This is a genomic window from Nitrospiria bacterium (genome assembly GCA_036397255.1).
Taxonomy (GTDB): Bacteria; Nitrospirota; Nitrospiria; order DASWJH01; family DASWJH01; genus DASWJH01.
Genome location: DASWJH010000079.1, coordinates 1 through 14,884, shown reverse-complemented (window position 1 = coordinate 14,884; position 14,884 = coordinate 1). Strand labels below are relative to the sequence as shown.

Here is a 14,884-nt window from a genome sequence, read left to right as displayed (position 1 = left end):
ATGGTCCCGTCTCCTAGCGAACAGAAAGGCTTCCCCTTTTTTTTTAATAAATTGGATATAATTTGTTAAATTCAGTAAACTAAAAACCCTTTGCTTTGTTGGGCTCGATTGGATCCAATTTCAAATTTTAGACTTTTGGATTTCCCGGCCACTGCCCTTCAATCTAAGAACAGCGGGGGGTGAGAGGAGGTTCAGGGAGTGATGAGCCGTTTTTATGGTCTCCACACATTCTGGTGAAACCGGACCAACAACCTTGAAGTTTGCCACCCTCAATCCTTCCCCATTAGAGCGTCCAGCCATTGCCCTGGGATGGATAGGCCTGGTGGCGGCCTTTCTCTATTTAAATACGCTCTCCCATGGTTTTGTCTGGGATGATTACACCTATGTTTTAGGAAATACTCACTTTCAATCCGGCCAGAATGCTCTTCTTTTCTTTGTAAGCGATTTTTGCAAAGGGGTTAATGAGGACTGTTTTTTTTACCGTCCCCTGGTTTCCCTAACCTACCTGTTGGATCACACCCTTTGGGGAACAACCCCTTTTGGATACCATCTAACCAACATTATTTTCCACATTGCTGTTTCACTTTTGGTTTATCAGGTGATCGGGGTCATCCTCCATAATAAAATGGCTGCCTTTATCGGAGGGACCCTTTTTGCGATCCATCCGGTCCATTCAGAGTCGGTTTCCTTTGTAGCGGCAAGAACCGATCCTCCTGCGGTCCTTTTCTCCCTTTTGGCACTAATCTTTTATATTAAAAAGGATCAAATCTCTGGAAAACCAAAGGTAGTTTTTCAGGTTTTCTCTTTGATCTGTTTTTTGTTGGCTTTATTAGCAAAAGAGATTGCCATCACACTGCCTCTCTTATTCATGGTTTATTCTCTATTGTTTCCTCATCCCATCCGGGCGAAAAATGAAGTGGTGTCAAGATTAAAGCCCTCCCTTCCTTTCTGGGGCGTTGTGATCGGTTATCTGTTTTTGAGAAACCACATTTTTGGAGACCCCTTCAGTGGGGAATCTCTCTTTGATGGGATTTTACAACGGGTTTTTACCGCACCTTTGCTCTTCATGGAGAATGTGAGAATGTTGTTGATTCCGTGGCCACTGGAGGTCTTTCGCGCACCTGTGGGGCAGAAGAACCTAATGGATCCTTGGGTATTGGGTGCGATCTCATTCTGTTTTCTTTTAGGCTGGGCGCTGTTAAAATTTGGGAAGAATTCGAAAGAAACACTGTTTTCAATGGCATGGGTTTTAATTACGCTGATTCCTGTTTTAAATCTGGTTCCAAGCCCTTGGCCCAGTGTATGGGATCGTTTTCTTTACCTTCCTTCCATCGGATTATGTTTTTGGGTAGGGTGGCTGGGTTCTCAGCTTTTATCGAAGAATGGTCCAAAATGGAACCCTTTTTCCCGTTGGATCTGGGCAACGCTGGGGGTGGTCATTTTTTTGCTATTTTCAGGGCTCACACTGGATCGAAATAAGGATTGGAAGGACAACATCACCCTTTGGGGGGTTACCATGAAACACCTTCCTGTTGGAAGTTGGTCATGGGCGATCGCGGGGAATAATCTGGCCCAAGGGTACCAGGGCCAGGGGAATTTAGGAGAGGCGGTTCGAATTTTAGAGGAAGTTTACGCCGTTCGACCTGGGTTCCTGGCGGCGAGTATCAACCTGGGTAATGCCTATGCCACCTTGGGGAATCCCAAACAGGCACTGGAGGTCTATCATTCGCTTCTCCATGGCCAAGACGAAACCCTGTTTTGGGATGAAAGAAGAAATTTGCCGGAAAAAAAAATCTCTCCAACCCAATCTCCGAGGCTTTATTATAATCTTGGGGTGACTTATTCGTCTTTAGGTGATTATGATCACGCTTTGGATGCCTTTCAAAAAGCCATGAAATTAAAACCGGAAGACCACCTGATTTACTATAGTCTGGGGAATCTTTATTCCAGGACCGGGCACCTTGAAAAAGCGGAACAGGCTTACCTGGATTCGATCCGGCTTAGGCCGGATTTTATTGAAGGGTATCAAAATCTGGGGGGGATTTATGTGCGCCAGGAAGCATTAGAAAAAGCGGTGATCGCTTACCAATCCGCCATTCGATTAGGGCCTCCGCAGGGAAAAGCCTATCAAAACTTGGGGTGGGTGTATTATCAACTGGGTTTTTATAATCAATCCGCGGAAATTTTAGGGGAGGGAATTCGTCGGTTTCCCAAGGACGCAACACTGCATTATAATTTAGGGTTGGCTTATCAGAAAGAGGGCCGAGTGAAGGATGCCCGGGAAGAATATCAAAAAACGATTTTGTTGGAACCGAATTATTGGCAAGTGTACAACAATCTGGGAAGCCTGAAGGAAATGGAAGGGGATCCACGAGGGGCATTAGAAGATTACGGGAAGGCTGTTTCTCTTCAGCCGAATTTCATTACTGCACAGGTTAATTTAGGACGAATGTTGTTAGAAACGGGGCAACCCCAAAAAGCCCTCCAACATTTTAATGGGATGTTGAAAGGCCTTGGGGCGGGGGAGAAAGAAAACCCAGAGACCCATTTTGTTGAGGAACAAATTAAACGATTGGAAAAAGAGGTCTCTTTGGGAGAGAATTCTCACTGAAGCTTTCTGAATATTTTACCAAACTCGATTGGGGCACACCATGACTGATTCGTCCAAAAAATGGGTTCTCTTTTGTTTTTTCTTATCCGGAATGACTGCGCTGATTTACGAATTGGTGTGGACCCGATGGTTGGTTTTAATTTTTGGGTCAACCACTTTTGCGATCAGTACGGTTTTAACAACCTTTATGGCGGGATTGGGTTTAGGGAGTTTCCTTTTTGGACGGTTTATGATGGTGCGTAAAAGGAACCCCTTGTTAATCTATGCCTTATTGGAAGCGGGGATTGGACTCTACGCAATCCTGTTTCCTCTTTTCCTTCCCATCCTTGAGGCATCCTATGGGGTCATTTGGGAAACCCTCCATCTTCAGTTCTATACCTTCAGTTTGGTCCGTTTTTTCCTAATGGGGATCATCCTCATTATTCCAACCACAATGATGGGGGCAACCTTCCCCGTTTTAGGCCGTTATATGGCGCGAGAAAACAAAGGGATAGGCCATACCCTTGGGTTTCTTTATTTCCTCAATACCTCCGGGGCGATTTTGGGTTGCTTTGCGGGAGGTTTTATTTTTTTACCCTTTCTTGGACTTTTTAATACCACTCTTTTAGCGGTTATGGTCAATTTATTCATTGCTTTGGGAATAATATTTTTACTTCGCTTGGAAAGAGAAAGGGAAGGGAAAAAAGTTTTTGAGTCCGGTTTGGAAGGTGAATTATTGAATAAGGGACCAGAGAGTTCTTTTCCCTTAACAACTATTTCTTCAAAACCCACCGAGCCATGGGGAATTCAAAAGGAATTAAAGACTGGGGAAAAACCCGTAACCAACAAAAGCGTTGCCGTGGTTTTAATTGTTTTTGCACTATCTGGGTTTTCTGCAATGGTTTACGAAGTTGCTTGGAGTAGAGCCCTCTCACTGGTTTTAGGGTCATCGGTTTATGCGTTTAGCGCCATGCTCACGACCTTTTTAGCCGGTTTGGCTTTTGGTTCCTTTGTTTCGGCTTCGGTGGTGGAGCGAATTACCTTTCGTTTTTTGTTTATTGCCTTTATTCAAATAGCAACGGGGATATTTGCCTATATGACCCTTTTGGGTTTGGGAAACCTTCCCAAATGGATGGTGACCCTTTACGGGTATTTTTTTGAAGAACGGTCTTTTGGGACCCCCCTTTTGTTTCCCCTCATTCAGTTCCTTCTTTCATTTTCTGTTATGTTTCTTCCAACGTTCTTATTGGGGATGATGTTTCCTTTGGTTGCAAGAATTTATAGAGACCGGATTCAGGCTGTCAGCCGTGTTGCGGGAGATACCTATTCCGTCAATACGTTGGGAGCTATTTTTGGAGCTTTTTCGGGAGGATTTATTATCATTCCTGTTTTAGGAATTCAATATACGCTTTTGCTGATGGTGGGTTTAAACCTAGCGTGTGGGCTGGTCATCCTTGGCCTTTCCTTGACAAGAGGGTGGGGTAAACCGTTGGTTTTCATTTTTCTTCTGGGGTTCTTTCTCACCGTTTTTTCATTTTTTCCTCCCCAATGGAATCAAAAGGTCATGACTTCGGGGGTTTTTTGGAACCTACAAGATTTTCATGATATAAACAAAGGTTCTTTTAAAGATGAATTTAATCGTTTTGTGGAAAACCAAACCGATCTCTTGTTTTATCGAGAGGGATTAACTGCCACGGTAACCGTGGAACGGGATATTAAAAATATAATGAATTTAAAAGTCAATGGCCGAAAGGAATCCTCAAGTCGATATATGAGAACCCAAGTTTTGCTCTCCCACCTTCCTTTATTGATGGCCCAAGACCCAAAAAATGTGCTTATTATTGGATTAGGGAGCGGGGTGACGGTTGGATCCGCATCCCTACATCCGGTTCAGGAAATAAAAGCGGTTGAATTGGAAAGTACCATTTTAGAAGCTTCCAGGTTTTTTGGAGATGTGAATTACCAACCGTGGAATGATCCCCGTGTAGAATTGATCGTGGACGATGGGAGAAATTACCTGTTGGCCAATGGGAGTTCCTTTGATGTGATTATTTCCCAGCCTTCCATTCCCTGGATCACGGGTGCTTCAAACCTTTTTACACAAGAATTTTTTCAACTGGTTGCCAAACGATTAAAGGAAGGGGGGGTGTTTAGTCAATGGTTTAGCAGCACCGATGCACTTGGTGTGGATCATTATTTATCTGCCTTTAAAGCCTTTACACGTGTGTTTCCCTTTGTAATGGTTTTTGAGACAACCCCCGGGGATCTTCTCTGGATTGGCTCGAAAAACCCATTGAATATTAACTATGATAAAGTCCTTGCCAAAATTTCAAAATTGGAAATTGCAAAAGACCTCCAGCGGATAGATATTGATGGGATTTCCGATCTTTTGTCCCTTTATTTAGGGGGAGATGAGTCTATTTCAACTTTGATCGATGGAGCGACCATTAACACGGATGATAAAAACTATGTTGAGTTTTTCGGGCCTTATTATTACTTTGAAACAAAAGGAGGGGGAACCCATGTGAGCCAGGTTCTTTATCCGAAATTGCCCCCGAAGGTACTCAATACAATGATTTCGCTGGCTGTTAATCACCCAATGGATCTCAATCCATTTCTTTTGCAGCTTTCGGCTTCTTCCCTGAAACAAGGAAGATTACCTAATGCCCTCTCCTATGTAAATGCAGCCTTAGAGGAAAAGAGTAACGGGGAAGGCCACCTCCTTAAAGCCAAAGTTCTGGACCGTTACAGGATTTTCGGGGGGAATAAGGAATCCCGTTCTCTTTTAATTAAAAGCGAAAGGGGAGAATTAAAGCGGGCTTTATTGGATGAAAATTCTTCTTTAGAAACTCTGGAGGGCATTGCCCAGGGGTTTGAAACATTGGGAGATATCAGGCGTGCAGAAGAAATTTATTTGGATTTAATCCGTACAAATCCACGCTCGGCATATATTCAGACACAATTGGGTGATTTTTATTTGCGCTTAAAAAATCAGGAGAAAGCCATTCAAGCCTATCAAAAAGCAATTCAAATAGATTCCAATCAATTTAACCCCCACCTTCAACTTGCCCTTTTATATCAAAATACGGGGGATTTTAAAGAGGCTGAAGCAATTCTTGTAAAATTAATCAACAAATCATCTTCCAATCAAAAAACCACCGCATTATTTCATCTTGCCGACCTACAAAGGGAGCGGGGAAGGTTAGAAGAGGCGGCTCGAATTTATCAAGAGGTTTTGGTTTTGGATCCTAACCATTTTCTCGCACACAACAATTTGGGGAATATTTATCAAGCCACTGGAAATATGGAGGGTGCCCTCCAGGCCTACAAGGTTGCTATCCAAATTCAACCGACTTTTTTTGAAGCCTATTTAAACCTTGGGGCGGTGTCCCAACGAATGGGTCGCCTGGATCAGGCTTACCAGGCCTACCAAACGGCTATTGGTCTTAATCCCACCGATCCATCGGGCTATTATAATTTGGGATTTCTTTTAAAAGAGCAAGGAAACGTTGAAAAAGCGGTGGATTTTTTTAATCAATTTATTACTCTTGCCCAGGGAAACGTTTTATTTGCAAACCAGTTACAAATTGCAAGGACCCATTTGAGTGATCTTAACCGCTTGGATTGAAGGAAAAAAGAAATGAAAGAGTCTGTTTGCAAAATTTGTAACCACAATAGGGTTGTTAGGTTGTATCCCGTTAGGGACTACCTCACAGGTCATTTATTTGATTTGGTCCGGTGTAATGGGTGTTCCTTTTGTTTTATCAGTCCCCAACCTTCTCCGAAGGAAATGGGGCGTTATTATCCGGTTTTTTATTATGGAGATCGTCGATCTTTTTTTGAATGGGTGACGTGTTACTTGAGAGTTCGTCGGATCGAAAAGGGGTTTGGCAAAAAGAAATCCGGTCGAATTCTGGATGTGGGGTGCGGGAAGGCCCGCATGCTTGAGATGTTAAAGGGGAAAGGTTGGCACGTACAGGGAACGGAAATAGGGGTCAGGCCCGTTCATGAGGGAAAAAATTCTCAAGGCATCGACATTCACTACGGATCTTTGGAGGAGGGGCAATTTTCAAATGGGACCTTTGATGTGGTTACCTTGTGGCATGTTCTGGAACATCTCCCTAACCCCAGGACCACTCTTCGTGAAATACGGCGAATCTTAAAGGCGGATGGCCTTTTGATTCTGTCGGTTCCTAATTATGGAAGCCTCCAGGCCAAATTGGCCGGGCCCCACTGGTTTCATCTGGATGTGCCAAGGCATCTGTTTCATTTTAAACCTGAAAACCTGGTGGATTTGCTTGAACAGGAAGGGTTTCAGGTGGGAAAAATGAACCGGTTCTCTTTTGAATATGATACCTTTGGTTTTGTTCAAAGCATTCTAAATCTTTTGTCATCAAGACAAAATTTGCTTTTTGATTTTCTCAATCATCAATGGTCTTTTCGGCGAATCCTCAATGCGGATATTGATGGGGGACTGGGACAAACCGGTCTTCCCATCAATCGGAAGAAATTTTTTATCGGTTCTTCCCTGATGTTTTTGTTATCCGTGCCCCTTTTTTTAATTTCCCTTGTCTTTTGTCCTTTGGATGGAATCCTGGGTTATGGTGGCACCATCGAAGTGGTTGCGAGAAAATCGCCTAAGTAAATATGAGGGGAATAGAATATGGAAAAAGAAGCGTTTGAGGTGAAAGACCGTGAAGTGAAATCGTTGCCTAAAATTATCGTGGTGATGCCCGCTTTTAATGCGGCCAAAACCCTTTGGCATACCTTTGAGGGAATTCCGAGAGATATTGTTGGAGAGGTGATTCTGGTGGATGATGCCAGCTCGGATAATACGGCGACTTTAGCGGAGCGTTTGAATATTAAGGTCATCAAACATCCCCATAATGTGGGTTACGGGGGAAACCAAAAAACCTGTTATATGGAAGCCCTCCGGGATGGTGGTGAGGTGGTGGTGATGGTGCATCCCGATAATCAATATGATCCGAGGTTTATCTCGGAGATTGTTAAACCGATTTTAAACGGAGAAGCTCATATTGTGCTGGGTTCAAGAATGTTGATGCCGGGAGGCGCGCTGAAAGGAGGAATGCCAATGTACAAGTTCATTGCCAATAAAATTCTTTCCACCATTGAAAATGTTGCATTGGGGCAATCCTTGTCTGAATTTCATACCGGGTATAGGGCCTATAGCCGTCGATTCTTAGAAACGATTCCCTTTTTGAGAAATTCTAATGATTTTGATTTTGATACGCAGGTTTTGATTCAAGCCGTGGCTTTCAAATTTAAAATTGGGGAAATTCCGGTAACCACCAAATATTTCAAAGACGCTTCCTCGGTGAATTTTTGGACCAGTCTGCGATATGGTTTAAAAACCCTCTGGGCCATTTTCCGTTATCTCCTTCATCAAACCAAAATCTTTAAAGTAAAGTTTTTGCTTCCCTAATCCCTGAAACATTTGTCGCAATGAATACCGGGCTTGCTTTTTAAATGATTCAAGGACAATGATGAAAGCCTTTGTGAGGAATCTTTTTACCGGTGAGGAACCATTCGGATGAGTCACGCCACGGGCCATAACGGTTCTGATTTGCAACCGGATGAAAATAGAGAAAAACCATTGGGGGCTCCCATGGAACCCCTTCCCCTTCAGGGAGTGAACTCGGGGTTTTTCGGGATGGCCCTCAAAAATTATAGTTTTGCTTATCCATTGTTCCTTATTCTATTGACGGGTTTGGTATACGTCAATTCCCTTCAATTTCCATTTGTTTGGGATGATACGGTTTTTATTTCCCAAAATTCCCATCTTCAAAAAACCAGCCATATCTCGGAATATTTTACCGAAAGTTTTTGCAAAGGGGCCGCAAAGGAGTGCGCGTTTTACCGTCCTTTGATGTCCCTTTCGTATTTGGGGGATTTTTTAATCTATGGCAAGCACCCCTTGGGTTTTCATTTGACCAATGTCATCCTTCATATGGGTGCGGTTCTTTTGTTTTACGGGGTATCCCTCAAACTCTTTCAACGGCCCAGGGCTTCTTTGATCGCGGGTTTGCTTTTTGCGGTTCATCCCGTTCATTCTGAGTCGGTGGCCTTCGTTGCGGCCCGGACCGATCCCCTGGCTTCGATTTCTTTGTTTATATCATTCTTTTGTTTTGACCGGTATCTTCGATCATGGGGAATTTTCCGGATGGTTCCTTTTTTTCTTTCTTTACTCTTTTTTGGGCTGGGTCTATTGACCAAGGAAATGGTGATTACCCTTCCCCTGATGCTCCTGCTGTATGATGTGATGTTTGTCCGGCTCTGGAACGGGTGGAAGGATTTTCTTTTCCGGTGGCCCACCTATTTTCCCTTTGGGGTGGTCATTCTTTTTTATTTTAAAATTCGTCATCAGGCTTTGGGTTATGGATTAACACAGGATTTAAAATGGAATGAATTGGGTATCCGCTTGGCCACCGTCCCTGCCTTGATTTGGGATTACTTTAGGCTTCAAATTATTCCGTATCCCCTTATGATTTTCCATGAGAGGCCGACGCTTTTTGGGTCCCCTTGGGCAGGAATCTTTTGGGGGATGATTTTTTTGTTTCTTTTTCTCCTTTTTTTGTATCGGCTTTTCCCTTTCTCAAAGGTAGGGGTTTTTGGTGGGATTTGGTTCCTGGTCACCCTGTTGCCTATTCTGAACATTATTCCAATTCCCTGGCCCACCGTGGTGGAACGCTTTTCGTATATCCCTTCCTTTGGTTTTGTTTTGATGATCGGGGTTGCGGGTAATTATTTAATGAACCATTTACCTCTGCCTCCTTTAAATATTGGGAAAAGGGGTTGGGTCAAAATGTTTGTTGGGGTCCTCATGATTTTTTCAGTCCTCACGGTTATGCGAAACCGTGTATGGAGTGATGAAATTTTGATTTGGAAAGATACCGTTAATAAATCTCCCCACTTTGCCCTGGGCCATATGAATTTAGGTCTGACTTATCATGAACGGGGGGAATTGCAAGAAGCCGAAAGCGCCTATCAAAAGGCGCTGACCTTGACTTCCTCTTCTCCCAAACTTCTTCATAACTTTGGGAGGCTCTATCAAGATACAGGCCGACCGGAAAAGGCTTTCAACCTTTACCAACGCTTGGCCGCCCAGGGTGACGCCTTTCCCGAGACCTACCTGAACATGGCCATTTTGTTTGAAGAAAAAAAGGAGCCTGACCAGGCGGTCCACTTCTACGAAAAAGCCCTTGAAAAGGACCCTGGTTATTTCAAAGCCCATCTTCGGTTAGGGCGCCTTTTAGAGTATCAAAAAAATTTAGAAGGGGCCTTGGCCCATTACCGGGAAGCCATTGGGATATTTCCCATGCGGTATAAGGTCTATTTTGATATTGCAGAGGTTCTTCGGCTATTGGGAAGATTTAATGAGGCAGGGGAGGCTTTTTCACAGTTCATCCGTAGGGTTCCTGCAGATCAAAAGGGTTCAAAAGAGTATGCCTATGCTCAAATGCGTGTCAATGAAATCTTAAACAAACAGCCATAGGGTGACCCGGGTGCAACGTTTGAATCCCATTTATTATTTGGTATTGGTGCTTATCACTGGAGGGGTTTTTATCAATACCTTGGGGAATCCTTTTGTGTGGGATGATCTGGTCTATGTTTCCAATAATTCCCATCTACAAAAAACGGAATATATTGGCGAATATTTTTCGGCCAGTTTTTGTAAGGGGGCGGCCAGGGCCCAGGCTTGTGCCTTCTACCGCCCCATTGTTTCCCTCTCATATCTTTTTGATTTTATGGTTTGGGAAAATCGTCCTTTTGGGTTCCATCTCACCAACGTTCTTATTCATGTTCTCGTGGTATGTTTTTTTTATTTTGTTTTGGTTCGGGTGTTTAAAAACCCATATGTGGCTTTTGTCAGCGCCCTTTTTTTTGCAGTACATCCCGTGCGTGTTGAATCCGTTGCAGTGATTGCCAATCGAACCGATCCCACCACTTCTTTGTTTCTTTTACCTTCCTTTTTCTTTTTTAGTCGATACCTGTCATCCCTTAAGGAGACCGCTCCTTCTGAGGTTTCTTTGGGAAAGGAACCTAGCGGTGAAGACTTCCCTGACTTGCCGGATCAAGAAAAATCGGAGGTTCAGGAAAAGTCTGGTGGGGTAGGCGGAAGCGGGTTGGATGGGCTTGGGGAAAGTGCGGGGTCATTCAGGGGAAGGAGGGGTTTTTTCTTATTTCTGTCTTCCACTTTCTTTTTCCTAGCCATTCTGACCAAAGAAGTTGCATTAGCCCTTCCTCTTTTGTTGCTTTTGTATGATCTTTTCTTTTTCCGTCCCTGGAGGGGGGCGGCCGACCTCCTGTTCCGTTGGAAAACGTACCTTCCCTATGGAATGATCATTCTGGTTTATTTTGTTGCAAGGAACCATGCCCTGGGTTATGGATTAACACAAGACCTTCGTTGGGAAGAGAGCTGGGTTCGAATATTGACCGCGCCGGCTATATTTTGGGATTATTTTCGCCTTCAGGTTTTTCCTTATCCTCTGAAACCCTTTCATGGCCGCCCTGAATGGTGGGGTTCCGCAACGGTGGCCATTGCGTGGGGTTTAATCTTTTTGGGGTCCTACCTTTTCCTTATATTACGAATGGGCCGGTTTTCTAAAGAAATTTTATTCGGCGGCCTCTGGTTTGCTATTTTTCTTTTACCTGTCTTGGATATTATTCCCATTGCTTGGCCTATGGCGAGTGAACGGTATTCCTATATTCCATCCATGGGGTTTGCCTTATCCTTGGGGTTTATTTTTAACCTCTTGTTGAAAACGAAAAGTGCCATTCCATCCCTTTGGATTAAAGGAGGGTCGAGAGTTTTAATGGTGTTACTACTGGTCATTTTCTCGGTTTTAACGGTCATGCGTAACAGGGTTTGGAGTGATGAAATCCTTCTCTGGAGTGACGCGGTCCAAAAATCTCCCGATTTTGCGTTGGGATATATGAATCTGGGTCTTAATCATCAAAAACGCGGGGATTTTGAACAAGCGGCCTGGGCTTATGAGAGATCGTTGTCGAATGACCCCTCCAACCCGAAGGTTTACCATAACCTGGGGTCTCTTTATGAAAGATTGGACCGAACCGATGAAGCCATACAAAGGTATCAAACTTTAATTGAACAAGGGCAGGCGTTTCCGGTTACCTATTTTAATTTGGGTTCTATTTTTTTAAAGAAGAAGGATTATAACAACGCTTTTCTTTTTTATAAAGAGGCGATCCGGGTGGATCCCGATTATTATAAGGCGCATCTTTGGTTAGGTCGCCTGTATAATCGTTTCGGAAAAAAGGAAGAAGCGCTGCATGAATTTAAGGAAGCCATCCGAATTTTCCCTCAAAGATGGGTTTCTTATTTGGATACGGGTGATCTTCTTTATTCCATGAAGCGTTTCACCGAAGCAGAGAAGGTCTACCAACAAGCCCTCATTTTTTTCCCCCCTGAGCGCAGAGGTTCCAGTGAGTATGGAGTCATACAAGAACGATTGAGGGCCCTTCGCCTACAACCCGTGGAGTAACCCCTTGATGAGATCACACTCGAACCCGCCCCCCATCAACGCCCTGTGGGGGAAAGAACGTGGGCCTCTTCTGGGGTTTAAGAAACGGGGTGATGGGAGCATTGGTGCTGAGGATGCTATTTTTTCAGTGTTGACCATAAAGAGGAACCAGGTTTGGAGTAATGGGATATTATTATGAAAGGATACCATAGAAAAAACGCCTCATTTCGCTATGGGGCACCTGACCCTTGGGCTGGCCTTCCATGACCGGGGAAATTTGGAGGAAACGGCCAAATCCTATATAGAGGCCCTTCAATTTAGGAAATTTGTTTTTTGCCCTGGGTCGTTGGGGTGAGGCGGAAGAACCATACAAGAAAATTTTGGAAATGGTTTCCCCTCATCAGAGCCCGTCCAAAGAATTTTTTCATGTCCAAAAACGCCTACAGGAAATACAATCTCTTGAGCGTGGGTTGAGTCCATAAGGGGAAAATGAGATTTTGGAACCCTCTCATTTTGTTGGTCGTAAGTATTCTGGTGTACGGCAACACCTTGAAGCATCCTTTTGTGTGGGATGATACTACCTATGTTTCAAATAATTCCCATTTCCAGAATGTGAAATATATCGGGACCTATTTTACGTCCCAATTTTGTGAGGGGGTTACGATTGAATGTGCTTTTTATCGCCCGGTGGTGTCGCTTTCCTATTTGGTAGATTATCAGATTTGGGGAGACAATCCGTTTGGGTTTCACCTGACCAATGTGATTCTCCATGCGATGGTGGTCCTTTTGTTTTATGGAGTGACACTTCGGCTTTTTCAAAATCCTCTGATGTCTTTTATAGGGGCCCTTCTTTTTTCAGTCCACCCCATCCATTCTGAATCGGTTTCCTTTATTGCTGCTCGGACCGATCCCCTGGCCTCCCTCTTCTTTCTTACTTCTTTTTATTTTTTTAATCAGTCCCTCAGAAACCATCCACCTTTTTCCTTTTTTTCACAGGGAATGGTTTTGGTGTGTTTTGGATTGGGGTTATTGACCAAAGAAATGGTGATTACGCTTCCCATTGTGTTTTTCTTGTACGATTATATTTTGGTCCGTCCTTGGAAAGGGTTTGGGGAGGCCATATCCCGGTGGCCCACCTACCTTCCTCTGGGTTTGGTGATCTTCTTTTATTTAATGATACGACAACAGGTCCTGGGATTTGGTTTCTCACCTGAAAATAATTGGGAAGGGATTTTGGGGCGAATTCTCAACGCCCCTGCTTTATTATGGGATTATACGCGCTTGCTGGTGGTTCCATACCCCTTGACGATTTTTCATGATAAACCGAACCTGTTTGACTCCGCTCCGTTGACCCTGATTTGGGGTATTTGTTTTTTGAGTCTTTTGCTTTATGTTCTATTTCGGATCGGCCGGTTCTCAAAAGAGATTGTGTTTGGGGGTCTGTGGATGATAGTGACCTTAGTTCCTGTATTAAATTTGATTCCCATCCCCTGGCCGATTGTCGTGGAAAGGTTTTCCTATATTCCCTCCATCGGATTTTCCCTTTCGGTGGCCTTCTGCTGGGGGAGGTTGATGAAGCGGGGTGCCCACCCCGCCATTCCCTTAGCGGGAAAGGTCTGGGCGGGGGTCGGAATCGGTGTGTTGTTCCTATTTTTCCTGATGACCGTAAATCAAAATCGTATTTGGGGGAGTGATATCCTGCTGTGGGAAGATACGGTGCGAAAGGCCCCCCATTTTGCCATGGGCCATATGAACCTTGGAAATGCCTATCAGGAATCAGGTCAATTGGAACAGGCTGCCCAGGCTTATGAGAATTCACTAAAACATGTTTCACCCTCTCCCAGACTTTTGCATAATTTGGGAACCCTGTATCAAAATATGGGCAAAACTCAAAAAGCCGAGGAAATTTTTTTGGCCCTTGTGAAACAAAACCTTGCGGTCTCCGGAACCTTTCACAATTTAGGAATCCTCTATGAGGAAAAGGATCTAAACCGTTCCGTTGTATTTTACCGGGAAGAATTGGCTAGAAATCCTAAAATTTATAAAACCCATGTTCGATTGGGTAAAGTCCTTGTTCGTTTGGAAAAAAAAGAGGAAGCCCTGAAAGAATTTCAGGAAGCCATTGAGATTTTTTCAGATAAACCGGAAGCCTATATTCATTTAGGGGTTCTTTTAAAAAAAATGGGTCGCTTTCAGGAAGCACGGGAGGTATTTATCCGATATTTTAATTTAGAGAACCCTGAGGAAAAACACTCCGAAATTTACCTGAACGCGCAAAAGGAATTCCGGGAAGTGCAACGGGAATTAGGTCAGGTTGACCCTTGAACAGAAGGTTAAAAAAATTCCAAAAAAATATAAATCTAAAATTCAGATATTTTAATCCTTAATCTAACGAAAATGAGAAAGTGGCGTTAAAAGATGAACCAAGAAGAACAACGAGGAGAAGAGGCTCCCGCCTCTGAGGCCCTAACTGCGGGCCCACGGGTGGTCTTACTGGCGCTTTCAGTTCTGGCGACCCTTATCTATTTCAACACCCTCACCTCCTCTTTCCATTTCGACGATGTGATCAGGATTGTAGAGAATCCCAAGATCAAACATCTTTCAAACCTTCTGGATATGTCCGATAGCCGCTATATTGGATATTTATCCTTTGCATTGAATTATCACTTCGGGAGACTTAATGTTTTTGGCTACCATCTGGTCAATCTGCTCATTCACATCGCCAACGGATTCTTAGTCTACCTTCTGGTGCAGCTCTTGTTTAAAACGCCCAGGATGCTCTCTTCCCATT

At 43.8% G+C, this 14,884-nt stretch carries 8 protein-coding genes; all 8 read left to right on the top strand.

Annotated features, from left to right (window positions below; translation table 11 throughout):
• Positions 1 to 214 precede the first annotated feature (214 nt).
• A complete protein-coding gene (locus VGB26_10280) occupies positions 215 to 2,611 on the top strand; it encodes a tetratricopeptide repeat protein (protein ID HEX9758168.1) in 2,397 nt (798 codons plus the stop codon).
• Between the two features lie 40 nt (positions 2,612 to 2,651).
• A complete protein-coding gene (locus tag VGB26_10275; GenBank protein HEX9758167.1) occupies positions 2,652 to 6,218 on the top strand; it encodes a fused MFS/spermidine synthase in 3,567 nt (1,188 codons plus the stop codon).
• Positions 6,219 to 6,230: 12 nt separating this feature from the next.
• Positions 6,231 to 7,235, top strand: coding sequence for a class I SAM-dependent methyltransferase (locus tag VGB26_10270; protein HEX9758166.1), 1,005 nt, complete (start codon positions 6,231 to 6,233; stop codon positions 7,233 to 7,235).
• An 18-nt stretch (positions 7,236 to 7,253) separates the two neighbouring features.
• Positions 7,254 to 8,033 (top strand): glycosyltransferase family 2 protein, encoded by a 780-nt coding sequence (locus VGB26_10265; protein ID HEX9758165.1) that lies wholly within the window; start codon positions 7,254 to 7,256, stop codon positions 8,031 to 8,033.
• 108 nt (positions 8,034 to 8,141) lie between these two features.
• Complete coding sequence (locus VGB26_10260) at positions 8,142 to 10,103, top strand: tetratricopeptide repeat protein (protein HEX9758164.1); 1,962 nt, start codon at positions 8,142 to 8,144, stop codon at positions 10,101 to 10,103.
• A 10-nt stretch (positions 10,104 to 10,113) separates the two neighbouring features.
• Positions 10,114 to 12,114 (top strand): tetratricopeptide repeat protein, encoded by a 2,001-nt coding sequence (locus VGB26_10255; protein HEX9758163.1) that lies wholly within the window; start codon positions 10,114 to 10,116, stop codon positions 12,112 to 12,114.
• Between the two features lie 468 nt (positions 12,115 to 12,582).
• Positions 12,583 to 14,418, top strand: a complete 1,836-nt coding sequence (locus VGB26_10250; GenBank protein ID HEX9758162.1) for a tetratricopeptide repeat protein — start codon at positions 12,583 to 12,585, stop codon at positions 14,416 to 14,418.
• A 93-nt stretch (positions 14,419 to 14,511) separates the two neighbouring features.
• A partial coding sequence (locus VGB26_10245; protein HEX9758161.1) for a hypothetical protein occupies positions 14,512 to 14,884 on the top strand: 373 nt, incomplete at its 3' end.